The sequence below is a fragment of the Sphingomonas oleivorans genome (assembly GCF_003050615.1).
Classification (GTDB): domain Bacteria; phylum Pseudomonadota; class Alphaproteobacteria; order Sphingomonadales; family Sphingomonadaceae; genus Sphingomonas_H; species Sphingomonas_H oleivorans.
This window is the reverse complement of record NZ_NWBU01000004.1, coordinates 704,192-727,140: the sequence shown is the minus strand read 5'-3', so window position 1 is coordinate 727,140 and position 22,949 is coordinate 704,192. Positions and strand designations below refer to the sequence as shown.

At 65.4% G+C, this 22,949-nt stretch carries 23 protein-coding genes; 17 read left to right on the top strand and 6 right to left on the bottom strand.

Features of this window, described 5'->3' with window-relative positions:
* Positions 1 to 59: 59 nt before the first annotated feature.
* The 16 genes from CLG96_RS03690 (at position 60) to CLG96_RS03615 (ending at position 16,002) form a co-directional block, all read left to right on the top strand.
* Positions 60 to 932 (top strand): alpha/beta hydrolase, encoded by an 873-nt coding sequence (locus tag CLG96_RS03690; protein ID WP_107966464.1) that lies wholly within the window; start codon positions 60 to 62, stop codon positions 930 to 932.
* Entirely contained in the window at positions 925 to 1,695 is a 771-nt protein-coding gene (locus tag CLG96_RS03685) for an HpcH/HpaI aldolase family protein (protein ID WP_107966463.1), read from the top strand. Before CLG96_RS03690 ends, CLG96_RS03685 begins: the two co-directional genes overlap by 8 nt.
* 19 nt (positions 1,696 to 1,714) lie before the next feature.
* Entirely contained in the window at positions 1,715 to 2,896 is a 1,182-nt protein-coding gene (locus CLG96_RS03680) for an ABC transporter substrate-binding protein (RefSeq protein ID WP_165799517.1), read from the top strand.
* A 23-nt stretch (positions 2,897 to 2,919) separates the two neighbouring features.
* Complete coding sequence (locus tag CLG96_RS03675) at positions 2,920 to 4,641, top strand: ABC transporter permease (protein WP_207796547.1); 1,722 nt, start codon at positions 2,920 to 2,922, stop codon at positions 4,639 to 4,641.
* A complete protein-coding gene (locus tag CLG96_RS03670; protein ID WP_107966461.1) occupies positions 4,634 to 5,713 on the top strand; it encodes an ABC transporter ATP-binding protein in 1,080 nt (359 codons plus the stop codon). The genes CLG96_RS03675 and CLG96_RS03670 overlap by 8 nt, the downstream gene beginning before the upstream one ends.
* 30 nt (positions 5,714 to 5,743) lie before the next feature.
* The gene (locus CLG96_RS03665) at positions 5,744 to 6,817 is read left to right on the top strand and encodes a PepSY-associated TM helix domain-containing protein (protein ID WP_107966460.1); all 1,074 of its coding nucleotides are present in this window, start codon (positions 5,744 to 5,746) and stop codon (positions 6,815 to 6,817) included.
* Between the two features lie 54 nt (positions 6,818 to 6,871).
* Positions 6,872 to 7,705, top strand: coding sequence for a carbon-nitrogen hydrolase family protein (locus CLG96_RS03660; protein WP_107966459.1), 834 nt, complete (start codon positions 6,872 to 6,874; stop codon positions 7,703 to 7,705).
* Positions 7,702 to 8,577: a proline iminopeptidase-family hydrolase gene (locus CLG96_RS03655; RefSeq protein ID WP_107966458.1), complete on the top strand. Its 876-nt coding sequence runs from the start codon at positions 7,702 to 7,704 to the stop codon at positions 8,575 to 8,577. Before CLG96_RS03660 ends, CLG96_RS03655 begins: the two co-directional genes overlap by 4 nt.
* A gap of 32 nt (positions 8,578 to 8,609) precedes the next feature.
* Positions 8,610 to 9,998 carry an ethanolamine ammonia-lyase subunit EutB gene (locus tag CLG96_RS03650; RefSeq protein ID WP_107966457.1) on the top strand — a complete coding sequence of 463 codons (1,389 nt, stop codon included), beginning with the start codon at positions 8,610 to 8,612 and terminating at the stop codon, positions 9,996 to 9,998.
* Positions 9,995 to 10,756 (top strand): ethanolamine ammonia-lyase subunit EutC, encoded by a 762-nt coding sequence (eutC, locus tag CLG96_RS03645; RefSeq protein WP_107966456.1) that lies wholly within the window; start codon positions 9,995 to 9,997, stop codon positions 10,754 to 10,756. Before CLG96_RS03650 ends, eutC begins: the two co-directional genes overlap by 4 nt.
* 49 nt (positions 10,757 to 10,805) lie before the next feature.
* Positions 10,806 to 12,014 carry a carbohydrate porin gene (locus CLG96_RS03640; protein ID WP_243395587.1) on the top strand — a complete coding sequence of 403 codons (1,209 nt, stop codon included), beginning with the start codon at positions 10,806 to 10,808 and terminating at the stop codon, positions 12,012 to 12,014.
* A 345-nt stretch (positions 12,015 to 12,359) separates the two neighbouring features.
* Complete coding sequence (locus CLG96_RS03635; protein WP_165799516.1) at positions 12,360 to 13,106, top strand: alpha/beta hydrolase; 747 nt, start codon at positions 12,360 to 12,362, stop codon at positions 13,104 to 13,106.
* A 187-nt stretch (positions 13,107 to 13,293) separates the two neighbouring features.
* Positions 13,294 to 14,235: an EamA family transporter gene (locus tag CLG96_RS03630; RefSeq protein WP_107966454.1), complete on the top strand. Its 942-nt coding sequence runs from the start codon at positions 13,294 to 13,296 to the stop codon at positions 14,233 to 14,235.
* Between the two features lie 111 nt (positions 14,236 to 14,346).
* Complete coding sequence (locus tag CLG96_RS03625; protein WP_243395586.1) at positions 14,347 to 14,649, top strand: hypothetical protein; 303 nt, start codon at positions 14,347 to 14,349, stop codon at positions 14,647 to 14,649.
* A gap of 10 nt (positions 14,650 to 14,659) precedes the next feature.
* Positions 14,660 to 15,511 (top strand): hypothetical protein, encoded by an 852-nt coding sequence (locus CLG96_RS03620; protein ID WP_107966453.1) that lies wholly within the window; start codon positions 14,660 to 14,662, stop codon positions 15,509 to 15,511.
* Complete coding sequence (locus CLG96_RS03615) at positions 15,505 to 16,002, top strand: GNAT family N-acetyltransferase (RefSeq protein WP_107966452.1); 498 nt, start codon at positions 15,505 to 15,507, stop codon at positions 16,000 to 16,002. The genes CLG96_RS03620 and CLG96_RS03615 overlap by 7 nt, the downstream gene beginning before the upstream one ends.
* 50 nt (positions 16,003 to 16,052) lie before the next feature.
* Here the strand turns inward: CLG96_RS03615 and CLG96_RS03610 are convergent, their stop codons facing one another.
* The 5 genes from CLG96_RS03610 to CLG96_RS03590 all read right to left on the bottom strand — a co-directional run bounded on the left by CLG96_RS03610 (position 16,053) and on the right by CLG96_RS03590 (position 20,885).
* Positions 16,053 to 16,949, bottom strand: a complete 897-nt coding sequence (locus CLG96_RS03610; RefSeq protein WP_165799515.1) for a GNAT family N-acetyltransferase — start codon at positions 16,947 to 16,949, stop codon at positions 16,053 to 16,055.
* Between the two features lie 101 nt (positions 16,950 to 17,050).
* Positions 17,051 to 18,079, bottom strand: a complete 1,029-nt coding sequence (locus tag CLG96_RS03605) for a glycosyltransferase (protein ID WP_107966450.1) — start codon at positions 18,077 to 18,079, stop codon at positions 17,051 to 17,053.
* 76 nt (positions 18,080 to 18,155) lie between these two features.
* A complete protein-coding gene (locus CLG96_RS03600) occupies positions 18,156 to 18,974 on the bottom strand; it encodes a PIG-L deacetylase family protein (protein WP_165799514.1) in 819 nt (272 codons plus the stop codon).
* Positions 18,971 to 19,732, bottom strand: a complete 762-nt coding sequence (locus CLG96_RS03595; RefSeq protein ID WP_107966449.1) for a nucleotidyltransferase family protein — start codon at positions 19,730 to 19,732, stop codon at positions 18,971 to 18,973. The genes CLG96_RS03600 and CLG96_RS03595 overlap by 4 nt, the downstream gene beginning before the upstream one ends.
* A 1-nt stretch (position 19,733) precedes the next feature.
* Complete coding sequence (locus CLG96_RS03590; RefSeq protein WP_107966448.1) at positions 19,734 to 20,885, bottom strand: CgeB family protein; 1,152 nt, start codon at positions 20,883 to 20,885, stop codon at positions 19,734 to 19,736.
* A 451-nt stretch (positions 20,886 to 21,336) separates the two neighbouring features.
* Here CLG96_RS03590 and CLG96_RS03580 point away from each other — a divergent pair, with 451 nt between their 5' ends.
* On the top strand, positions 21,337 to 22,359 hold the full coding sequence (locus CLG96_RS03580; protein ID WP_165799513.1) for an MBL fold metallo-hydrolase: 1,023 nt from the start codon (positions 21,337 to 21,339) through the stop codon (positions 22,357 to 22,359).
* Positions 22,360 to 22,453: 94 nt separating this feature from the next.
* Here the strand turns inward: CLG96_RS03580 and CLG96_RS03575 are convergent, their stop codons facing one another.
* Positions 22,454 to 22,831: a VOC family protein gene (locus CLG96_RS03575; RefSeq protein WP_107966445.1), complete on the bottom strand. Its 378-nt coding sequence runs from the start codon at positions 22,829 to 22,831 to the stop codon at positions 22,454 to 22,456.
* Positions 22,832 to 22,949: the final 118 nt, after the last annotated feature.

Here is a 22,949-nt window from a genome sequence, read left to right as displayed (position 1 = left end):
CACGGGCCGGCGCGCTGTGCGCCGGCCCCAGTATCGGCGGCACGGAGCACGCACGCGTCATGACAATCGATAATGGCAACGAACCTGATCCCCCGCTCTCGCGGTACGAAATCGGGCGCACCGCCGCGATCGCGTGCCAGGCGGACCAGCGTTTCTCCTACTGCCTCTATGTTCCGCCGTCGCTCGCCGATGCGGGGCGTCTCGCGGAGGCCCGCATCCTCGTCGTGATCCATGGCACCGAGCGGGGCAATCAGGCGATGCGCGATCTTTTCGTGCCGCTGGCCGATCGGCTGGGCCTGATCGTGATGGCACCGCTGTTTCCCGCGGGGATCATCGATCCATATGACCGGGATAATTATAAATATGTCGAATATAATGGCATCCGGTTCGATCATCTGATGCTCGCCATGCTCGACGAGATCGGCGCGCGCTATGGCGTGCCGGTCGAGCGGATATCGATGTTCGGATTTTCCGGGGGCGCACATCTCGCCCACCGCTTTCTCTATCTGCATCCCGAGCGGCTCGATGCACTTTCCGTCTGCTCGCCGGGTTCTCCCACGCTGCTCGACGAGACGCGCGACTGGTGGGTCGGGGTGCGCGATATCGAGCAGCGCTTCGGACGCCCGCTGGACAAGGCCGCGCTGCGCAAGGTCGCCGTTCATCTCGCGGTCGGCGACGCCGATACCGACACGGACGAGATAACGCACAGCGAGGGGAGCCCCCTTTGGATGGAGGGCGCCAATGATGCCGGTGTCACCCGGGTGGACCGGCTTCTGTCGCTCGCCGCCAGTCTCCGCGAAAACGGGCTGGGCGTCCAGGTCGATCTGCTCCCGGGCATTCGCCATGAACGGCAGGCGCTCGCGGATAGCGCTATCGTCTTTTTCGAAAGCGTGCTTGCGGTGAAGCCGCAGATGGTGGCGGACGATGCTTAGGCCAAACCGCCTCAAGCAGCGCCTGCGGGCAGGCGAGCGCTCGATCGGCTGCTGGCTGTTCATGGGCAGCCCGACCGCCGCGGAAATATTGTCGCATTGCGGCTATGATGCGCTGCTGATCGATCATGAACATTCCCCCGGCGGGCTCGAAACCGCCGTCGATCAGCTCCGTGCCATCGCTCCCTCGCCCGTCACGACGCTGGTGCGTCTGGGGGACAATATCGCGGCCCCCGTCAAGCAAGCGCTCGATTCCGGCGCGGACGGCATCGTCGCCGCAAATGTCGAGGACGCCGACACGCTGGAGCGGCTGGTGGCGGCGGCGCTCTATCCGCCGCTCGGCAAGCGCGGCGCGCACTTCACCGTGTCGCGTGCCGCGCGCTGGGGGCTGGATGGCGACCTTTATGCGGCAAATGCCGACAAGGAACTGCTCGTCATCGCGATGATCGAGTCCGCGGCCGGCGTCGCGGCGATCCCCGAGCTCGCGCGTGTCGCCAATGTCGACATGTTCTTCATCGGTCCGCTCGATCTGTCGGCGAGCATCGGATTGATGGGCCGTTATACGGAGTCTGCCTTCGTCGAGTTGCTCGACGAAGCCGAGCGGCGCACGCGGGAGGCGGGGATTGCGCTTGGCGGGGCGGCCCTGCCCGGCCACGACGCCGCGGCGCTGTTCGATCGCGGCTATGCCTTCGTTACCGCCGCGAGCGATGTCGGATTACTGCGTGATGGGGGGCTGCAGATGGCGCGGCCCGTACTCCGGACGTGATAACAGGGAGATGCTAACCATGAAGAGTGTTTTTGCCCGTTGGGTCTCCATAGCCACGCTTACCGCAGCCGGAATGACATTGTCTGCCTGCAGCGGCGGCGCGTCCGAAAATGAGGCGGCCGGCGATGTGGTGACGACTGCGCAGCAACAGGCCGGGCCGCTCTATCCTGATTATTATCCGGCCGATTATGCCAAGCTGGTCGAGGATTCGAAGAAAGAGCCGGAGCTTCTCGTCTATTCCAACATCGCCGAATATAATTGGCGCGAGATATTGAACGGATTCAAAAGAAAATATCCCTGGGTGAAGGTTTCCGCGCTGGATATCGGGCCGGGCGAGGCGTTCGAGCGCTATTATTCGGAAACTTCGGCCAACAAGAAGACCGCCGATCTGATCGTCAGCGGCGCGCCCGATGCCTGGCAGCGTTTCGTCACGAACCATGAACAGGCCGAATATGTGAGCCCCGAAAGCAGCAAGCTGCCCGATTGGAGCCGCCCCTTCCCGGGCCTCTATACGCTCGCGACCGACCCGATGATCATCATCTACAACAAGATGCTGTTCAAGCCGTCGGAATATCCCGAGAGCGCGAAGCAGCTCGCCGCGATGGCCAAGGCCGATCCGGCCCGGTTCCGCAACAGGCTGACCACCTATGACGCGTCGAGCCATTCCTTCGCCTATGCCATTCACTGGTCGGTGGTGGATCATGGCAAGCCGTCCGGCTGGTCGCTGATGGAGCAGCTCGGCCCCGTCACCCGCCCGGAATCGGGCGGATCGACCATGCTCGACAAGGTGATGGGCGGCGAATATCTGGCTGCTTTCTACACGTCTGGCATCACCGTCTTCCCGCGCATGAAGGATCCGGGTCGCGATCGCATCCTCGGCTGGTCGCTGCCCAAGGACGGGACCCCGATGATGCTGCGCGGCATGGCGGTAACGAAGGCGGCGCGCAGCCCGAATTCGGCGCGGCTCATGCTCGATTATATGCTGTCGCATGAAGGGCAGGTCGCGGCCGGCCAAGGCGGCATGACCCCCTATCGGCCGGACGTCGCGGCGAACGAGGTGCCCTTCCTCACCTATGGCGCGATCGCCGAGCGGATCGGCGGCGAACAGAATATGGTCCGTATCGGCTACGAACCGGCCATGGTGACGGAATATAAGCCGTTCATCGCCCGCTGGAACGCCCTCTTCAAGACCAAGCGCTGAACGCCCTCGGAGAAGGACCGATCATGGCCTCGATCCCGATGCCCACTTTGTCCGGAGGCGATGATCGTTTCTCCCGGGCGCTGATCATCCAGTCGCTCATGAGCGTCGCCACCGTCATTCTGGTGGCGGCGCCGCTGGCGCCGATACTCTGGCAATCGCTGGTAGACCGGCCGCTCTACGAAGCGGGCGGGCTGTTCACGATGGACAATTATGCCCGGCTGTTTGGCGATGCCGGCTTCTATGATGTGATCTGGAATTCGGCGCTGCTGGCCTTGTCGACGACGCTCGTCGCGGGCGTGCTGGGCGTCGCATTCGCGATCTTCCTCGAACGGACCAATCTGCCCGGCCGCCGGATACTGCGTTCGCTGGCATTGTGGCCGATGTACATTTCGCAGCTCGTCATCGCCTTTTCCTGGTTCATGATGTACGGCCCGTCGGGCTATGTCACATTGCTGAGCCAGCAATGGTTTGGCAGCGCGCTGTGGAATCTGTACAGCATTCCGGGCATGGCGGTGGTCGCGGGCACCGGGCTTGCGCCGCTGGTCTATCTATTCTGTGCCAGCTCGGCAAAGCGCATCGATGCGACGCTCGAGGATGCGGGGCGCATGATGGGCGCGGGATCGCTCCGCGTGATCTGGTCGATCTCCATTCCGCTGATGCGCCCGGCGATCATCTATAGCGCGCTGCTCACCTTCATCAGCTCGCTCGAGATGCTTTCGGTGCCGCTGGTGTTCGGCCGTCCGGTCGGGCTCGAATTCTTCACCACCTATCTCTACAGCCAGGGGCTTGGCGGCATCACCCCCGATTACGGCCTGCTCGGCGCGGCTGCGGCGGTATTGCTGGCGATCATCTCCCTGCTGCTCGTCCTCCAGGGGCTGCTGCTGCGCAAGGCGGGTCGCTTCGTCACCGTCAAGGGCAAGGCGCAGCGCCAGAAGCTCGCCGATCTTGGCCCCGCCCGCTGGCCGCTTTTCGCCTTCTTCCTGGTCTATAATATCGCCATATTGGCAATCCCGCTGGCCGGTATCGCGCTACGCTCGGTCACGACCTTCCTCACGCCGCTGATGGCGCCGTTCGATCTGCTGACCACGCAGAATTTCACGCTGATCTTCGCTTATCCGGCCTATGTCCGCTCGATCACCAACAGCCTGCTGATCTCGGCGCTGGGCGGTGCAATCGCGACCGCGTTCGTCGCGCTGGTGACGCTGGTGGTCCACCGTTCCGAATTCCGCTGGCGTCGGCAGCTGGAATATGTCGCGCTCTATCCTCGGGCCATTCCCGGGATTGTGGCGGGCATCGGGCTGTTCTGGGCGATGCTGCTGCTGCCGGTGGTCAATCTGCTCCACGGAACGATCTGGATCCTCGTCCTGGCCTTCACCATGCGCAGCATTCCGACCGCATTCGGCGCGATCTCCCCGGCACTGCTCCAGATCGGGCAGGAGCTCGACAAGAGCGCTCGTTCCTGCGGCGCCGACTGGTGGACGACGTCGCGCATGATCGTCCTGCCGCTGCTCAAGCCCGCCATTTTCGGTGCCTATGTGCTGCTCTTCCTCTCCTTCCTGAAGGAATATAGCTCGGCCGTCTTCCTCTTCTCGCCGGGCAGCGAGATCATCGGCACCACGATGCTATCCTTCTGGGCCAATGGCGATACGGGGCCGGTCGCAGCTTTGTCTGTCATCCAGCTCGTCATTACCGCGCTGTTCGTCTTCGTCGCGCGCCTGCTCTTGCGGAGTCACCAGGATGTCTGAACTGATCATCGAAAATCTTGCCAAGCATTTCGGCGACGTCCGCGCCATTGATGGGATCAGCCTCACCGTTGCCGATGGCGAGTTTCTGACGCTGCTGGGGCCCAGCGGCTGCGGCAAATCGACCACGCTGTTCGCGATCGCCGGGCTGGACACGCCCACCGGCGGCGTGATCCGGGTCGGCAACCAGACTTTCTTCGATGGGGATCGCGGCATCCTCGTGCCGCCGGAAAAGCGCAACTGCGGGCTGGTTTTCCAATCCTACGCGCTTTGGCCGCACATGACGGTGATGGACAATCTCGCCTTCCCCCTGCGCATCCGCAAGGTGGGGGCCGCGGAGCGCCAGCGTCGGATCATGTCCGCGCTGGAGCTGGTCGAGATGGATCGATATGCCAAGCGCTATCCGCACGAGCTTTCGGGCGGCCAGCAGCAGCGCGTGGCGCTTGCGCGCACGCTCGTCTTCGAGCCTTCGCTGCTGCTGCTCGACGAGCCCTTGTCCAATCTTGACGCCAAGCTGCGTATCCGCGCGCGCAACTGGCTGAAGGAGCTTCAGAAGCGGCTCAACATCACGACGATCTATGTCACCCACGACCAGATCGAGGCGCTCGCGATGAGCGATCGTATCGCGGTGATGAACAAGGGTTCGGTGGTGCAGCTCGCTTCGCCGCAGGAAGTCTATACCCGTCCCTCGGGCGCCTTCGTCGCCGACTTCATCGGATCGAGCAATTTCCTGCGCGGGCGGATGAAGCACCGCAACAGCGATGGCGGCGCCGAAGTGATCCTCGAGGGCGGGTTGCAGATCAGGACGATCTGGGCGCCGGAGGTGCAGGAGGGAAGCGACGTGCTGGTCGCCGTGCGGCCCGAGCATATTCGCCTGGCCGCGGCACGCCCGGCCGCGAACGACACCAACCTGCTCACGGGGCGTATCACCGGCCGCAGCTATCTTGGTGCGCGCTATCAATATGCGCTTGAAGCAGGCGGCACTTCCATCGCTGCGGAAACCGAGGATTCGCTGGATCGGCCCGAAGTCTATGCGACCTTTGAGCCGGAGCATGCCGTCGTCGTCCTGCCCTGATCCCAAAACCGGAACCGTTAGGCTGTCGAGATGGCGCGTCGCCACTGGCTATTGGTCCATCGCTGGACCGCGCTCGCGCTCGGGCTGCACTGGCTGCTGCTGGCGCTGACCGGCTTTCTCCTCGTCTTCCATCGCGAGATCGAGACGACATGGATCGGCGCCGGCTCGCCCGTCGCGGGGCCGGTGCGCGTCGGCCCGGCGATCGCCGCGGCGCAGGAGGCGCTGCCGGGCCGGGTGACGCGCGTCGTCGTGCAGGACATGCCCGTGCGTGCGCTGCGCGTCTTCGTGAATGTTCGGGATGTTCCGCATGTCGTGACGGTCGATGCGGAATCATCCCGGATATTGTCGGCCACGCCGCTCGATGGCGGGGCAAGCCGGACGGGGATCATCCGCTTCATCTATGTGCTGCATCAGCAGCTCCTGCTTGGTCATAACGGGGAACTGCTCGTCGGTGCGAGCGGCCTGTTCCTGCTCTTGACCGCGCTCATAGGTGTCTGGCTGGGCTGGCCCCGGCGGGGCCAGTGGAAGCGGACGCTATGGCCGCGCGTCGCGGGCAAGCCCTGGCAGAAGCTTTACGTGCTCCATCGCAGCGCCGGGCTGATCGTGGCGGTGACGCTGACCCTGTCCGCCATGACCGGTGCCGGGATGGTCTGGTCCAAGCAGCTGCGCCAGTGGCTGGGCGCTGCCGGGCTGGCGCAACCCGCTTCGTCGACCGTCAGGAGCGATGCGCCTGTCCGCCTGTCCCCGGACGGGGCGGTGGCACGGGCGCTGCTCGCCTACCCGCAGGCACATTTCGTCCGGCTGGATCTGCCGGCGCCAGGCGCGGCCAACTTCGTCGTGCAGATGCGCCAGCCCGGCGAGCTTCGCGCGACATTCGGCACCACGGCGGTTTCGGTGGACGGCCGGGATGGCAATGTCCTGTGGCAGCGCGATGCACGGCAGGCGGCATGGGGCGATACCGTCCTTGATGCGCTGTTTGCGGTCCATAATGGCGAATGGCTCGGCGTGCCGGGCCGCATCCTGGCTGCACTGGTTGGTCTGCTGCTGCTCGTGACGGCCGGTTTCGGGCTGGGAATCTGGCTGTTGCGGCCCGCGCGCCGTTGACAGTGCCAAAATAGTAGCCAATAAACTAAACTATATTTCAGCCAGGAAGTTCAAATGGTCTCGAGCCTTCGCATCGCCTGCGCGCAAACAACCGCAACTCCCGATCCCGCGGCCAATCTGGTCCAGGCCGAAGCGCTGATCCGGTCGGCAGCGGCAGATGGTGTGGAGTTCGTCACCCTGCCCGAGGCGTTCGACTTCCTGGCGCCGGGCGTGTCCGATATCCATGGCTATGCGGAGCGCGAGGCGGAGCATCAGGCGCTTCGGCGGCTGAGTTCGCTGGCTGCCGAACTTTCGCTCTGGATTCTCGCCGGATCGGTGTCGATGCGCGCGGATGACGGCACGCCGGTCAACCGGTCCGTCTTGTTCGATGCGCAGGGGCGGATCGCCGCGCAATATGACAAGGTCCATCTGTTCGACGTCGATCTGCCGGGCGGAGAGGCGATCCGCGAGTCCGACTTCTATCGCCCCGGCGAGCGGGCGGTGGTGGCAGATACGCCCTGGGGCGGGATCGGCCTCAGCATCTGCTACGACATGCGTTTTCCCTATCTCTACCGCCGGCTCGCCAAGCGGGGCGCCCGCATCATCGCGGTACCGGCGGCGTTCAGCAGCTTCACCGGCCCGCTGCACTGGCATGCCTTGCTTCGTGCCCGCGCGATCGAGACCGGCTGTTTCGTCGTCGCGCCGGGCCAGTGCGGCGACAATCATCCCGGCCGCCGCAGCTATGGCCATTCGCTGATCATCGATCCCTGGGGTCGGGTGATCGCCGATGCGGGGGAGGAGCCGGGGCTGATCGCCGCGACGCTCGACCTGGAGGAGGTTGACCGTTTCCGCGCCGCCATTCCGTCGCTCTCGAGCGACCGGGCGCTCATCGAGGAGGCATCGCTATGACAATCCCCATGGAAACCCGGCGCATCAAACTGGCGGAGGGTTATGAGGTCGTGGTCTATATCCACGGCGATGGCCCCGAGACGCTGCTGCTCGCAAATGGCGGGCCGGGATTGCCCTGCCGCTATCTGCGCGAGCCACATGCCCGGCTGGCGGACGGCCGCTTCCGCGTCGTCGCCTGGGATCAGCTCGGCTGCGGCGCCTCGGATCGTCCGGACGATTCCTCGCTGTGGACGCTCGAGCGCTATGTGGCCGAGGCGGATCAGGTCCGTGCCGCAGTCGGCGCCGAGCGTGTCCATTTTCTCGGCCATAGCTGGGGGAGCTGGCTCGGCACCGAATATTGCCTGACCTATCCCGAACGGGTGGCGAGCTACATCATTGCCGACGGCGCCTGCGACATTCCGCATCTGGTGAGCGAGCTTAATCGCCTGCGCGGCGCGCTGGGCAGCGAAACCGTGGCGATGATGATCGCGCGTGAGGCGGCGGGCACGATCGACCATCCCGAATATCAGGCGGCGATCACGCTGCTCAATTACCGGCATGTCTGCCGCCTTGCCGAGTGGCCCGAAAGCCTGACCGCGTCGCTCGCGGAGTGGAATATGGGGCCCTATATGACGATGCAGGGGCCGAACGAATTCACCTATACGGGCAATATGAAGGACTGGAACCGCGTTCCGGCGATGTCGGCGATCGAGGCGCCCTGCCTCGTGATCGCGGGTAAATATGACGAATTGACCCCGGCCTGTTCGTACAAGATGCATGCGGCGCTGCCCAATTCGAGGATCGCGATCTTCGACCACAGCTCGCACATGCCTTTTTATGAGGAACCGGAAGCCTATTTCGCGACATTGTCGGGCTTCCTGGCCGGCCTGTGAGGATGGCCGGCGGCTGATCGAGGCAGGCGGATATGTATCGGGCAGATGTTGGTGGCACGCGCCACGCCTTTCGTGATCTCGCGCATCTGCTCGCAGCAGCCACGCCCTTCCGCTCGGGCGATGCCCTGGCCGGGGTGGCGGCGGAGAGCGCCGAGCAGCGCGTCGCCGCCCGATATGCGCTTGCCGATCTGCCGCTCGCCACTTTCCTGGCCGAGCATCTGATCCCCTATGAGGTGGATGAGGTCACGCGGCTGATCGCCGATGGCCATGATGCGGCGGCCTTCGCGCCGATCGCCCATCTGACCGTCGGCGGCTTTCGCGAATGGCTGCTATCCGTCGATGCCGGGGCGGCCGAGCTGGCCGCGGTGGCGCCGGGCGTGACGCCTGAAATGGCCGCCGCCGTCTCGAAGCTGATGCGCAATCAGGATCTGATCGCGGTCGCGCGCAAATGCCGGAACATCACGCGTTTCCGGACCACGATCGGATTGCCCGGGCGGCTCGCGGTCAGGCTCCAGCCCAATCATCCGACCGACGATCCCGCCGGTGTTGCCGCATCCATCCTCGACGGATTGCTGATGGGATGCGGCGATGCGGTGATCGGCATCAATCCGGCAACGGACAGCATCGAGGGCGCGACCGTGCTTCTCCAGCTCATCGACGAGCTGCGCGAGCGCTACGCGATCCCGACGCAGAGCTGCGTGCTCACCCATGTCACCAACACCATGGCCGCGATCACGAACGGCGCACCGGTCGATCTCACCTTCCAGTCGATCGCGGGTACCGAAGCCGCCAACCGCGGTTTCGGCATCGATCTCGCCTTGCTCCGCGAGGCGCATGACGCGACGCTGTCGCTCGGCCGCGGCACGATCGGCGACAATGTCATGTATTTCGAGACGGGGCAGGGCGCGGCGCTGTCCGCCGATGCGCATCATGGCATCGACCAGCAGACGCTGGAAGCGCGCGCTTATGCCGTGGCGCGTGTCTTCCGCCCGTTTCTCGTCAACACGGTGGTCGGCTTCATCGGCCCCGAATATCTTTATGACGGCAAGCAGATCATTCGCGCCGCGCTCGAGGATCATTTCTGCGGCAAGCTGATGGGCCTGCCGATGGGCTGCGACGTCTGCTACACCAACCATGCCGAGGCCGATCAGGACGACATGGACAATCTGCTGACGCTGCTCGGTGTGGCGGGGGTGAGCTTCGTGATGGGCATCCCCGGCGCGGACGACATCATGCTCAACTATCAGAGCACGAGCTTCCACGACGCGCTCTATGTGCGCGATGTGCTGGGGCTGCGTCCGGCGCCCGAGTTCGAGGCCTGGCTCGACGGCGTCGGCTTGCTCGATGCGCGTGGCGGGATTCGCCCCGTCGCGCTGGAACAGGGGCCGCGTCTGCTCTCCGCCGCCGAGATCGCGCGATGAGCGCGGTTGCCGATCCTTCGCCCTTCGGACGGCTGCGCGGCGCGACGCAGGCGCGCATCGGTCTCGGCCGTGCAGGCAATGGCTTGCCGACCGTGCCGTTGCTCGACTTTCAGCTCGCCCATGCGCGGGCACGCGATGCCGTCCACGCCGCGCTCGACATCGATCTCCTCACCCGGCAACTCGAAGGCCGGCAGACGATCGCGGTCGACAGCAGCGCGGGCGATCGGGCGACCTTCCTCCAGCGGCCCGATCTCGGCCGCAGGCTCGATCCCGCAAGTGCCGCGCATCTGGCGCGGGGGGAATATGATGCGGTCTTCATCCTCGCCGACGGTCTTTCCGCCACCGCCGTCCACGCCCATGGGGCTGCGCTGATCGGCGCGATGGCCGAGCGGCTGGCGGGCTGGCGGATCGCGCCCGTGGTGCTGGCGCGCCAGGCGCGCGTCGCGCTGGGCGACGATATCGGCGCAGCGCTCGGTGCGGCGCAGGCGGTGGTGCTGATCGGCGAGCGACCGGGGTTGAGCGCCGCCGACAGTCTCGGCGCCTATCTGACCTGGGATCCGCGTCCTGGCCGGCGCGACAGCGAGCGCAACTGCATCTCCAATATCCGCCCGCCTTATGGCCTTTCCCATGCGGCCGCCGCCGACCAGCTCGCCTGGCTGATGAAGGAAGCGCGCAAGCGCCGGCTGAGCGGCGTTGCCCTGAAGGACGAACATGCGGGCGCGTCCCCGATATTGACGCTTGATGACGGACGGGAATGACTGCTCCGGCGGGCAGGGCAGGAACCCAAGCTGCGCGCGCCGCCGCCGCATGATGATCGGTCTCGCGTCGGCGATCCTTGCGGTCGCCGCCGAGCCTTGCGTCGCGAACAATATGGATCAGCCGGAGCCGGCGTCCGTCGAACCGCAGGAGACGGAACGCCCCGTCGCGCTGCAGCTTGGCTATGCTGCGGATATCTGGTCGGTGGCGCATGGTGGCCTCGATCGCCGCACCCGCTATCTCGACAATCTCGATCTGACGATATCCGCGGATCTGGAACGGCTCGGCGGCCCGTCGGGCACCAGGCTGTTCGCCTATATGCTCTACAATAACGGCGTGCGCTTCAGCGACGGAGGCGTCGGCGATGCGCAGGTCGTGTCGAACATCGAAACGGGCGTCCGGGCGCTGCGGCTGTATGAAGCCTGGGTCGAGCACGAGACCGGCTCGATTTCTGCAAGATTCGGGCTCTATGACCTCAATAGCGAATTCGATGCGCTGGAAGCTTCCACATTTTTCCTCGGAAGCGAGCATGGTATCGGAACCGATATCGCGCAGACCGGCCATAACGGCCCGTCCATCTTCCCTTCGACCTCACTCGCCTTGCGACTTCAGGCCAGGCTGGAGGACGGGTTCGTCGTACGGGGCGCCGTGCTCGATGGGGTGCCGGGCGATCCGGATCATCCGCGTCGTACCGCGATCCGGCTCGGGCAGAATGATGGTGCGCTGCTTGTCGGCGAGATCGATCGGACGTTTGGCGATCTGCGGCTGCTCGCCGGCTATTGGGCCTATACGGCGAGATTCGAGGATCAGTCGGCCCCGCAAGTCGCTGGAGCGCCTGTCCTGCGGCGCGGCAATCGCGGATTCTACCTCCGCGGCGAAGCACGGCTTGCGCAAAGGGCGTCGGTTGGCAGGCTGGATGGGTTCGTCCGCTTCGGAAAGGCTGCCAGCCGGTTCAACAGGTTCGACGGATTCGTCAGCTTCGGGCTGGTCTTGTCAGGGCCTTTCCCGCGTCATCCCGAAGATCAGTTGGGAGCGGCGCTGGCCGTTGCGAGGACATCATCCAATTATCGTGCCCTTGCCGCATCGCAGGACGTAATGCCCCGACGGCACGAAACGGCGCTTGAACTGAGCTACCGGCACTTATTCTCGAAACATTTCAGCGTGCAGCCGGACATCCAATATATCCTCAATCCCGGCTTGCGTTCCGGATCGAACGCATTGGCAGTCGGGCTACGCCTCGAATTTCTTCTGCGCCGCTGACGGCAGGAGCGGACCGAGGGCGAAACGAAACGGAAAGCTGAGGTATCGTCCCGGTCACATCCCCTCAGGTCCCCCAATTTTGAAAGGCGCATTGCCAGGGCTTCAGGCCCTCTCGACTATGGTTTGGATCATCTCTGTCGTCCTGGGGCTGCCATGAAGAAGCTGTCCCCTTGGCGCAGTGCTTGCTTGAATCGAACAGTTGATCTCTGTTCGATGTCCTGACGAAGATGATGACGGGGGAAGCGGATGGAGATGCAGCAAGCCGGTCATGCGTCCGCCTCGCCAGCGGGCTGTCTCCGGAAAGGGCCGAGGCGTCGAACGGTCCCGGCATCGCGGCTTGCGTTCATGCTCGGTCTGCTGCTCGTCGGCACTAGCCCCCTATTGGCGGCACGTTCGGGAGAGCTGGCTGCCCGCGTCACGACGGCGCCCCCGCTGCCTTCGGCCGCGCACGGCTATCTGCGATTGACCGGCGATACGAGCGCAGCCCTCTATGTGCCGTCCAGCTATCGGCCGGATCGCGCCATGCCGCTCGCGCTGCTGCTCCATGGCGCCAGCCGGCGCGGCGACGATATGATCGCCCGCTTCCGCGATCAGGCCGAAGCGCGCGGAATCATTCTCCTCGCCCCGGATTCGCTCGATTATAGCTGGGATATCGTCGTCTCCAACGCGGCTGCGGGGCTGACCGGCATCCCGCCACGCTATGGAGGCGATGTGGCGCGCATAGACGTAGCACTCGCCCAGATATTTTCGCGCTATGCCGTCGATCCCGAGCGCGTGGCCATCATCGGCTTCTCCGATGGCGCAAGCTACGCCCTCTCGCTCGGCGCCAACAATGCCGGCCTCTTCCGGCATGTCGTCGCCCTTGCGCCGGGCATGATGATGCCGATCCGCGGCAAGGCCCGCTCGCGGATCTTCATCGCCCATGGACGGAATGACAAGGTGCTTCCGCTCGGCGATACGAGCAGGCGGTTCGCGCCCGAGCTTCGCCGGGCCGGTTTCGAGGTTCAGCTCCTGCTTTTCGATGGCGGACATGAGATGCCTGCGCCCGTGATCGAGCAGGCGCTCGCCTGGTATTTTCGCGAGCAACAATGACCGTGCCGGCGGCGTGGCCGCTCGATGGGTTCGGCCGCCATTTGATGGGCGTGGAATAGCGGCATTGCGTAAAGCCAGCGGATGTTCCGCACATGCAATGAGCAGCAGCCACCTGCATTCCGGTGATCGGCGGATGTGGCGCGATATTGCGTGACCTGGCTTGCGATAGATCGTTACAGAGGCGGCCATGAATGGCACTTCCTCCCTTGCTGTCGCCCATGCGCGTGGACTGCCTTGGCGTCATGCGCTGCTTGCACTTGCCGTTGTCGCGGTGTGGGGGACCAACTTCGTGGTCATCCGTGCCGCGCTCGACGAGCTTCCGCCGCTGCTGTTCGCGACGCTGCGCTTCACGCTCGCGCTGCTGCCTGCCGCCTTCTTCATCAAGCGCCCGGCGGTGACGTGGCGGTCGCTTGCGGCCTATGGTCTGTTGATCGGCTTCGGGCAGTTCGGGCTGCTCTACATCGCCATGAACGGCCATATCTCGCCGGGGCTCGCCTCGCTCGTGGTACAGGTGCAGATATTCTTCACCATCGCGCTTTCGATGTGGCTGAGCGGAGAGCGTATCCGGCCGTTCCAACTGCTCGCGCTGCTGCTCGCGACGGTCGGCATCGGCGTGATCATGCTGCATAGCGACCGGACGACGACGCCGTTCGGGCTCGGTCTCGTGCTGATCGCGGCGATGAGCTGGGCGGGCGGCAATCAGGTCGCAAAGGCGAGCGGGGCGACCAACATGCTGGCCTTCGTGATCTGGGCCAGCCTGTTCTCGATCCCGCCGCTGCTGATCGGATCGTTGGTGCTGGAAGGACCGGCGGTGATCGGCGCGGCGCTGGCGCATGCCGGGCCGGGAGCATGGCTGGCGGTCCTGTGGCAGTCGGTCGGCAACACGCTGTTCGGCTATGCCGCCTGGGGTTGGCTGCTGGCCCGCCACCCGGCAGCGACGATTACGCCGTCCGCAATGCTCGTTCCCATATTCGGCATGGGCGCATCCGCGCTGCTCCTCGCCGAGCCGCTGCCGGGTTGGAAGCTCGCTGCCGCCGCGCTGGTGATGAGCGGGCTCGCGCTGAACCTGTTGTGGCCGCTGGCGTCGCGCATGCCGGGCTATCTGTGGCGGCGCGGGGAAACCGTCTAAGCAGCGCTGACGTCCGGCGATCACCTACGGCCTTTCATTTCATTAGCCCGCGTGGTGAACGGGAACCCAGCCGCGGCCTATTCATTGCGTCCGCCAGGGGCATCGAAGGAGATGGCCATGGCGAGCGCCACTAAGACCACCGATCATGATGCGATCCGCAAATGGGTCGAGGAGCGGGGCGGCTGTCCTGCGCGGGTCGATATCAAAAGGCATAAGCAGGGCGGTGGCATATTGCGCATCGATTTTAACGATCCGGGCGGTGAGGAGGATGAGAGCCTGGAACACATTGGTTGGGACGAGTTCTTCAAGATATTTGAGGAGAATGAACTCGCTTTCCTCCATCAGGACAAAACCGCCGACGGGCAGGTGAGCCGTTTCAACAAGTTCGTCAGCCGCTCCGGTGACGAGGACTGAGCCGGCCCGGATGAACGAGGCACTCCTCAACATCCGCTGGACGATCGGTGACGTCAGCCCGGCCGGGTTCGAGGCACTGCGATTGTCGCTGCACGGCGCATATCGGTTGTTCGGGCCGGGCGCAGCCTATCATGTCTGCGTCAACACTATCGCTTTGGACGAGGCCCGCCGGCAAACCGGGGCGGTTCCGGATGGCATCCGCTGGCATGCGGTCGCGCCCGAAGTGCCGCTTGTGCTTCGCCCCTTCCTCGATAGCGCGATGAGCGAGGGAACCGCCTGGAAATTCCTGCCGCTGCAGATCGACCCCGGCGTGCGCGAGCTGGCGCTCGATAATGACGTCATCCTCTGGGCGATTCCGGACGCGCTCGCGCGATGGCTTGCGGACGAGAGCGGAGCGGCGACGTTGATCGCCGCCGACGTCCTAATGGGACATGGCCAGTTCGCGCATATGGCCGGCCCGGAGCCGCGCAATTCGGGCATAAGAGGGACGCCCGCCGGGTTCGACCTGGAGTCGGCGATCGCGGCGGTGTTGCGCGCGCATCCGGCGAAGCTCGAGTCCGAGCTGGATGAACAGGGCCTCCAGATCGCGGCCATGTCACAGGGTGCGGATCCGCTGGTGGTTGGCACCGGGGATGTATCGATCTGCTCTCCCTTTCCCCCGCACCAGCCCGGGCTCGGCCGCTGTGGTGCGCACTTCGTCGGCCTCAATGCACGTAGTTTTTCCTGGGACTATTATGGGCGCCCGGCCCATGAAGTGCGGCTGGACCATTGGCGTCGATACCGGATGGAGCTCTATCGCCGGGTCGGGCTGACGCCGCCGGCCGAGACGAAGCAGCCATCCATGGAAGCGGCGGCATGCTGATCGAGGTGCCGATCGCATTTCGCATCGCGCATGAGGAGGATTTGCCCGCGCTTGAATGGATGGGCCTGTTCACGCGCCAGCGGGAGATCATCGCCGCCACTTTCGAGGCGCAGCGGCAAGGCGAGGCGCTGATGCTGCTGGCCCTGGCGAACGGCTTTCCGGTCGGCCAGGCATGGCTGGATTTCGATCGGCAGGGCAGCCTCGATTGCCCGCGCATCTGGGCCATCCGGATATTCCCGCCATTTCAGGGCGCCGGCCTGGGGACGCGCCTTATGGCGGAAGTCGAAGCCGTGGCTGCCGCGCGCGGTGCCTGGGCGGTGGAGCTTGGCGTGGAGTGGGACAATGAGGGCGCGCGCCGCTTCTACCGCCGCCTTGGCTACGAACCCGTCGGCGCGGAGAGGGAGGAAGTCCGCTACACCTTCAAGGGCTGTCCAATGGCGATGGAGGTGGACCAGCAGATTCTGCGTAAGGATTTGCAGACGGAAGGATGATCTCGCTGCCGGTTGCGAGATGCGGTCGCAGGAGGCGCTCGACTGGCCGGTCAGCATGATCTGGTCAGGATATGACGGTATAGCGACCGGTCCTTGGCGCCCCAGCGATATTTATAGGGCTCCTTCCCCCGCAGGAAATCGAAGCGCGTCGCACCGTTCCGCGCAGCTTCGGCGATGGCACCGCCCACCAGGATGGTGCCGGGGCTGAGGCCGGCATGGTCCGGATCAAAGCCGCTGAGGAAATAGCAGCTTTCCCCTTCGGTCTGCATCGCGAGCAGGACCGCGATCGTCCCGCCGTCCAGACGCAGGCGGTGCAGCTGCAGCAGGCCGGCTTCGGCGAGCGCCGGGGCTACCGTCCGAAGAAACCGGCTGGGCAGCGGGTCGGCGAGCATGCCTGCCTCGCCTTTCTCCGTCCAGCGCAGCCCGTGCAGCCGCTCCAGGGCTGCCATCGTCTCGTGAATTTCCGCCGCGGCGACGCGTTCGACGGCGCCGCCTTTGCGATCGAGCTGCCGCATTGCGTAACGCCAGTTGGAACGCATCCGCTTCGGCGCGTTCGCCATGCCATCGCGGCCGGCCAGCATGAGGGCGGGGCAGCAATCACCTTCTTCCATCCGCGCGCTCCAGCCGGGTACGGCGCAATCGATGAGGGGCGAGCCCGGCGCAAGCTGCTGGAGGTCGATGCGCTCGAACGGCTCGGGGGCCGCCTCTGCCGCCGCCTCGACCAGCGTCCCGGCCCATTTTTCGAAGCCCGGCCGGATCAGCACCCCGCCATGATCGCTCGGTCCGGTTCCGGCGAGAAGCAGCGCGCTCTCCCAGACGAAGGTCGGCAGCAGGCCGGCAAGCTTTCCATCCGCCCATAGCGCCGCCGCCCGGCAGCGGTCGGGCGCGTAGATATCTGCCCAGGCGAGCAACCAGGCCGGCGCGAGGAAAGGGCTTGGATCCGGCACGGCACGCCAGAGTCGTTCCCACTCCTCCCGAATCCCGGAGAGGCCGTCCGGTGCGACGATCTCGACCGTTGGGGCCTTGCGTCTCGCCGGGCACGCCGCCCTCATCGGATCGCGAGCTCGGCATAGCGGGCGAGATAGGCGCCGGTCATCTTCTCGAGCGGGAATCGCGCGCGGGCGCGGGCGCGGCATTCCTCAGGGTCGATGCGGTCGGTCTTGCGCATCGCCGCGCTCATTTCCTCGACCGTGTCGACGATGAAGCCGGTCCGGCCATGCTCGACAATGTCGGGCAGCGCGCCGGTGCGATAGGCAATCACCGGCGTGCCCGCAGCCATGGCCTCCATCGCGACCAGCGAGCTCGTTTCAGCCACCTTGCTCGGCACAAGCAGGCAACGCGCCCTGGCGAGCAGCATCTTCTTGCGGCGCCCGGCAACCGCGCCGATCCAGCGCCGGGTCTGGTTCAGCCGGGGCTGGATGCGTGTCCGGAAATAAGTCTGATGCTCCGGATAGGGGAAGACCGAGCCCGCGATCAGCAGCGGCATTTCCGCTCTGCCGGCGGCTTCGATGGCGTCTTCAAAGCCCTTTTCGGGGCAGATGCGGCCGAGCGTGAAGGCAAATTGACCCTTGCGGACCTGAATCTCGGGAATCTCCACGCCATTTTCGATCGGGGGCGACAGGATCGCACCAGCAGGCGCCTGTCGCTCCTGGCTTTCCGACACGGGGTGGAGCACCATGTTCGGCCGCTCCGGCCGCAGCGCTTCGGGCGCGTACCAGTCGAGCGGCAGGTGCAGGGTGGCTATCACCGCCGGTCCCGGCGGCGGGAGATAGGAATGAAAATCGAGTCCGTGAAGGTGAATGACGTCAGGCCTGTCCCGGTCGATGGCTTCGGCGATCCGTTCGCGAACGCTGACATGAGCCCGCCGGCGCGCGATATCGGAGACCGGACTGGATATGGCGGGGATGGAGCGCAACTCGCCGGCTGCGGCCGAGCCTTCCGGTGCGATTATGATCGCGCGATGGCCGGCGGCGACCAGCGCACGGTCGATCTGCGCCAGCACCTGCTCGCTACCGCCGACCGGATCGGCTGTCACCGGCGCGAAGGGATAGGAGACGCTGACCACCGTCAGGCCCATGCGTACCTCGAACTATCGTCCTAGAGACGTAGTTCGGCAGAGTAGCTGCTGCCGCTCCACCAACCCATCATGCGGGTTATCGCGCCGCGCCGTTCGTCGCGCCCGTTCGGCGGCCGAGCGCAGCGGCGGCAGCCTCTTCCCAGCGCGTGCTGGTCATATCCCAGCCGAAAAGATCGTAGAGCGCCGCGCCGGGCGAGATCGGCGCGGCGAAATCATAATCCGGTGCGCGACGAAACCGTTCGGGGGTGAGCGGAAAATGCGCGAGCATGGCCGCCTGGCTGGCGAAGCAGGCGATGGCCGCGCGCTTGGTCGCCTCCTCCCCGGCGTCGAGATCGATCCGGATTTCCGCGCGGGCGGGGGTGGCCCGGAAACGACCGAACAGCCCCGCATTGCCGTCGCGATGATAGCAGGCAAATTCGATATGCTCGGGCGGCCGTCCGTCGCGCCCGGCGAGGGTGCAACAGGCCATCCATACGGCCAGAGCGGCCGTATCATGATCCGGATGGCCATGTTCGTAAGGATGGGTCAGCACCGCCGCCATGCCGGCCAGGTCATCGACCAGCCGATCGGCGATCTCGCGGGCTGCGAAAATGGCCGACTGGTCGGCAAAGGCGTAGCGCCGTCGCTCTGCCCCGGCCGCGCCGAGCCGGTCCAGCGCGGCGCAAAGCTCCCGCTCGCGCGCCTCGGCATAGGCTTTCCAGTCGGCGAAGCCCTTGCGATGCGCGTCGGCATGATCGCGCGGTGCGCCATCGGTGAGATGGATCAGCCGCAGCCGCTTGATGCGGCCGAGGCGGCTGGCGATCCCGATCGTCTCGTCGTCGGGATGGGCGGCGACGATCGCGATCGGTTCCTCAATCGCGGTGCCGGAGCGGAATTTCTCCAGAAGTTCCTTCACATTGGGATCCGCGCCGACATATCTTGTTCTTGTGCAGCCGGTCGGAGCAGTTGCATGGCCGAGCGGTAGCCGTCGAGCGTGCCGACATCGACATAGGATAGGCCCGCGCGCACGCCCATGGCCTCGCCGCCCTGCGCAAGCCAGGCGTTGACCAGCGTCCCGACATATTCGTCGGGTTCGGGCCGGGCGCGCCAGAAATGGTGCAGCTCGTGGAAGATGTGCCCGGGCATCTTGAAGGCTCCCCAGATCCAGTTGGATCGCGCCGCCTCCGACTTGACCTGGATTTCGAGCACCCGGCCGGCCTCGTCCGTCATTACCGCGTCGAAGAAACGAGGCTGGTCGACCGGGAAGAGCAGGAAGGAAAGCCTGTCGTCGGGCAGCGCGCACAGCGCGTCTTCGGGGAACCAGATCGTATCCGGCAGGCCGATCACGACCGGTTCGTCCTTCGGCACGACCGGGCATGCGCGAAAGATGGCGTCGCACAGGCCGATCGCGCGCGGCTGGACGATGAAGGCGATATCGGCGCCCGGCACCCGGCTACCGCCATAATATTCCATGATGTCGGATTTGCCGGGCGAGATGACGAAGCAGATCTTGTCGGCGCCGCCGCATACCATCCGTTCGACCAGATATTCGCTGACCGCCTTGGGCCGTTCGATGCGCTCCTCGGACCGGCCGCCGACCGGCAGCAGCTCCTTGGAAAAAGCGAGTGGCTGGATGCGTGTGCCGTTGCCTGCCGCCGGTATCACGCCCCACATATCATCCTCCTGTCGCTAGTCGGGCGCCCAGTCCCATGGTCGGCTCCGTGGTCGGCCCCATGGTCGGCGCGATCGCTGGCGCCAGCGCGCCGATGTCCCGGATGAGTTCGACCAGTTGGCGTGCGCGGTGCGCTGAGCTGTGCGCCCCGAGCACATGATCGCGGGCTGCTTTGGCGATACGCGCCATCTCTTCGTCCGAAAGGTCGAGCGCCGCGATCGCATCCTCCGCGCTGCGGCCGATCAGAATCTCGGCCCTGGGTTCGAAGAAGGCGTCGAGCCCTTCCCACCAGTCGCTGAGTATAGGCGTTCCGCAGGCAGCCGCCTCGAACAGGCGCCCGGAGGGGCAATAGCCCATCGTCGCCATGTCGCTGCGGGTGACATTCAGGGTCAGGCGGGAGGAGCTGAAGAAGGCCGGGTGATCGGGCGGGGGCAGATGCTTCACGAAATAGATATTGTCGGTCCAGGGGAAGTCCTGCGGATAGCCGGAGCCGCCAAGGACGAATCGGCAGCCGGGCCGCAGCCGCGCCGGTTCGATGAACAGGATTTCGAGTGCCGCCTGCCGGTCGGCGGCGAAGGTGCCGAGATAGGAGAGGTCGGCGCGGAACGCCTGCATCGGCGCGGCGGGCCGGTGCTGGTCCGGATCGACATGACCGTAGAGCGGCGCGACCCGGCGCGCGCCGAGCCGGTCGCGAAGCGCATCGAGCGCCTGGCCCCCGGTATAGCTCAGCACCAGGTCGAACTCGCCCAGCCCCTGCGGCGGCAGATAGGGAAGCGCTTCCCCGGCGCTGAGCCGCGCCAGCGTGACCGGCGTGTCGAGATCGTAGAAGATAGCGACGCCCGGCGCTTTGTCGAAGATCAGCGCGGCAGCCGCGATCCCGTCCGGGCAATAGGATGTGACCATCGCGACGTCGGCATCGGCCAGCGCCGCCGCGGCTGCCGGACGAATGCTCTCCCAATCGGGATAGAGGACAAGCGCCGCGCCGTCCGAGAGCGATCGGAGGTCGCGATTGGCCGCATAATAGGGAACATCGCGCTCGAAGAAGGCGACCGAATGTCCCTGGCGGGCGAGCGCACGGATCAGCCCGCGCCACAAGGTCGCATGGCCGTTGCCCCAGGACGAGCTGACCGTCAGGCCGAAAATGACGAACTTCATCCCCTGCCGGCTCCTTCGGTCATTGCCTGATCCCGATCGTCCGATCAGTGCCTGCCGCCTGGCGGGGTTCCGTCGAGCCGCAGCGCGCTCGTCAATCCGCCGGGCCGAGGAAATGCCGTTGGGGTCATGCCTTTTTCCGCTTGGGATCAAGCCTCCGGTCGCGGCCCTTCTGTAGCAGCAACTTGGGAATGCGAACCGTCCCTGAACCGATTGGTTCCTCTCGGAGCAGCTGCCCGGCACCGCCGACCTGATCGACCGTCACCTCATCGCGCTCGCAGGGAAGCACGGAATTGCGGTCGCTGGACACCATTTTGCACCGCGAGAGCCGAAAGCATTCCATGATGCGGACATTGGTGACGCCGGTCGAAGGCGCACAGCCGAACGGCCGTATCCGCCTTGTTGCAGCCGTTCGCCGATCATGCTGCAAATGGCAGCTTCTGGAGGTGGTTTTATGATCCGCAATGCCCGCTGCGCCTGGATGCGTAGATGTTCGTCCGCCTCGGCCCTGGGCACGGTTCTGGCTGCGCTGTTCCTCGTCGGAACCTCGCCGGCAGTCTCGGCGGCACCGCCTGCGTTGCGCATTCATCTGCTGGGAACGGGCGGGCCCGAGCTTACGCCCGACCGGGCCGGTTATGCGACGCTCGTCGAAGGCGGCGACACGTTGCTGCTCTTCGATGCCGGGCGCGGCATCTTGCAGCGTCTTTACGAACAGCGCATCAATCCAAAGCGAATTACGCGCATCTTCCTGACCCATCTTCACAGCGACCATATTGCGGGCCTGCCCGATCTGTGGATCACGCCCTGGTTCCTGCTCGGCCGCACTGCGCCGCTGGAGATCTGGGGACCGCCGGGAACGCGCGCGATGGTGTCGGGCATGCTGGCGATGTACGGCCATGACGTTGCCAGTCGCGTCAATCGCTTCAATCCCGCCGGGGCGATCGCGGTGACCGTGCACGAGCTCGCGCCTGGCACGATCTTCGACCGCGACGGCATGCGTGTCACCGCCTTCGCCGTCGAGCATGACGATGGCAATCCGGCCTTCGGCTATCGCATCGACCGCGCAGGCCACGCAGCCGTGCTGTCCGGTGACACGACGTACAGCGCGAATGTCGTCGCGGCGGCACAGGATGTGGACCTTGTCGTGAGCAACGTCATCGCGTTCAGCCCGCGGCTCAGCGCGTTGCCGGAGATGCAGGGCGTACTCGCGAAGCTGACGACGCCCGAACAGGCGGCGCGTCTGTTCGTCGAGACGCGCCCAAAGCTCGCTATCTTTTCTCATATCGTGAAGAAGGAACTGGGCGGCGCCCCTGGCGACGCCGCGATCCTGTCCCGGGTTCGTGCGGCCGGCTATTCGGGGCCGCTCGCCATGGGTCATGACCGTGAAGTCATCGAGCTGGGAAAGTCGGTCACCCTGCTCCCGCCACCATCGATCGTCGATTTGCCCGATCTCGACAGCAAGTCCGCGCCATTCTGACCTCCGGCAAGGATATGCGCGCAGATGTCGGGACGCTCGGATCGCAATGCCTGTCATGCATGGCCTAGCCTCACCATGAATCCGGTGTCGGCCGTCATTTGGCTGAGAAGGTGACAGCCTCGATCTTGTTTCCATCCGGATCGCGGACGAAGGCCCCGAAATAATGGGCATCATATTCGGGCCGGACGCCGGGCACCCCTTCATCGGTGCCGCCATGCGCCAGCGCGAGCCGATGAAATTCCCGGACCATCGCGCGATCGCGCGCCTGGAAGGCGATATGGACGCCATTTCCTGCGCTTGCGGGCCGGCCGTCTATCGGCGTTTCCACGCTGAACAATATTTCGCCGACGCCATAGTCGGCGGATTTTCCATTCTCTGCGAGCAGCCGAACGCCGAGCAGCGACAGGACCGGATCGTAGAAGGCCCGGGCGCGTCCGATATCATTGGTGCCAACCGAGACATGGTGAATCATGACATCCTCCCGGTCCGGTCCGATGAGGGACTATCTCCGCCCGCTTCTACTATAGAGGGCAGGGGAGGCGAAAGCGCGCCCGAGCCCAGCCGGTCGGGCGCTCCGGCGTTCCACGGCT

Coding starts and splice junctions, on each gene's coding strand:
- CLG96_RS03690 (WP_107966464.1), top strand. CDS start 60: ATGACAATCGATAATGGCAACGAACCTGATCCCCCGCTCTCGCGGTAC.
- CLG96_RS03685 (WP_107966463.1), top strand. CDS start 925: ATGCTTAGGCCAAACCGCCTCAAGCAGCGCCTGCGGGCAGGCGAGCGC.
- CLG96_RS03680 (WP_165799517.1), top strand. CDS start 1,715: ATGAAGAGTGTTTTTGCCCGTTGGGTCTCCATAGCCACGCTTACCGCA.
- CLG96_RS03675 (WP_207796547.1), top strand. CDS start 2,920: ATGGCCTCGATCCCGATGCCCACTTTGTCCGGAGGCGATGATCGTTTC.
- CLG96_RS03670 (WP_107966461.1), top strand. CDS start 4,634: ATGTCTGAACTGATCATCGAAAATCTTGCCAAGCATTTCGGCGACGTC.
- CLG96_RS03665 (WP_107966460.1), top strand. CDS start 5,744: ATGGCGCGTCGCCACTGGCTATTGGTCCATCGCTGGACCGCGCTCGCG.
- CLG96_RS03660 (WP_107966459.1), top strand. CDS start 6,872: ATGGTCTCGAGCCTTCGCATCGCCTGCGCGCAAACAACCGCAACTCCC.
- CLG96_RS03655 (WP_107966458.1), top strand. CDS start 7,702: ATGACAATCCCCATGGAAACCCGGCGCATCAAACTGGCGGAGGGTTAT.
- CLG96_RS03650 (WP_107966457.1), top strand. CDS start 8,610: ATGTATCGGGCAGATGTTGGTGGCACGCGCCACGCCTTTCGTGATCTC.
- eutC (WP_107966456.1), top strand. CDS start 9,995: ATGAGCGCGGTTGCCGATCCTTCGCCCTTCGGACGGCTGCGCGGCGCG.
- CLG96_RS03640 (WP_243395587.1), top strand. CDS start 10,806: ATGATGATCGGTCTCGCGTCGGCGATCCTTGCGGTCGCCGCCGAGCCT.
- CLG96_RS03635 (WP_165799516.1), top strand. CDS start 12,360: ATGCTCGGTCTGCTGCTCGTCGGCACTAGCCCCCTATTGGCGGCACGT.
- CLG96_RS03630 (WP_107966454.1), top strand. CDS start 13,294: ATGAATGGCACTTCCTCCCTTGCTGTCGCCCATGCGCGTGGACTGCCT.
- CLG96_RS03625 (WP_243395586.1), top strand. CDS start 14,347: ATGGCCATGGCGAGCGCCACTAAGACCACCGATCATGATGCGATCCGC.
- CLG96_RS03620 (WP_107966453.1), top strand. CDS start 14,660: ATGAACGAGGCACTCCTCAACATCCGCTGGACGATCGGTGACGTCAGC.
- CLG96_RS03615 (WP_107966452.1), top strand. CDS start 15,505: ATGCTGATCGAGGTGCCGATCGCATTTCGCATCGCGCATGAGGAGGAT.
- CLG96_RS03605 (WP_107966450.1), bottom strand. CDS start 18,079: ATGGGCCTGACGGTGGTCAGCGTCTCCTATCCCTTCGCGCCGGTGACA.
- CLG96_RS03595 (WP_107966449.1), bottom strand. CDS start 19,732: ATGTGGGGCGTGATACCGGCGGCAGGCAACGGCACACGCATCCAGCCA.
- CLG96_RS03590 (WP_107966448.1), bottom strand. CDS start 20,885: ATGAAGTTCGTCATTTTCGGCCTGACGGTCAGCTCGTCCTGGGGCAAC.
- CLG96_RS03580 (WP_165799513.1), top strand. CDS start 21,337: ATGATCCGCAATGCCCGCTGCGCCTGGATGCGTAGATGTTCGTCCGCC.
- CLG96_RS03575 (WP_107966445.1), bottom strand. CDS start 22,831: ATGATTCACCATGTCTCGGTTGGCACCAATGATATCGGACGCGCCCGG.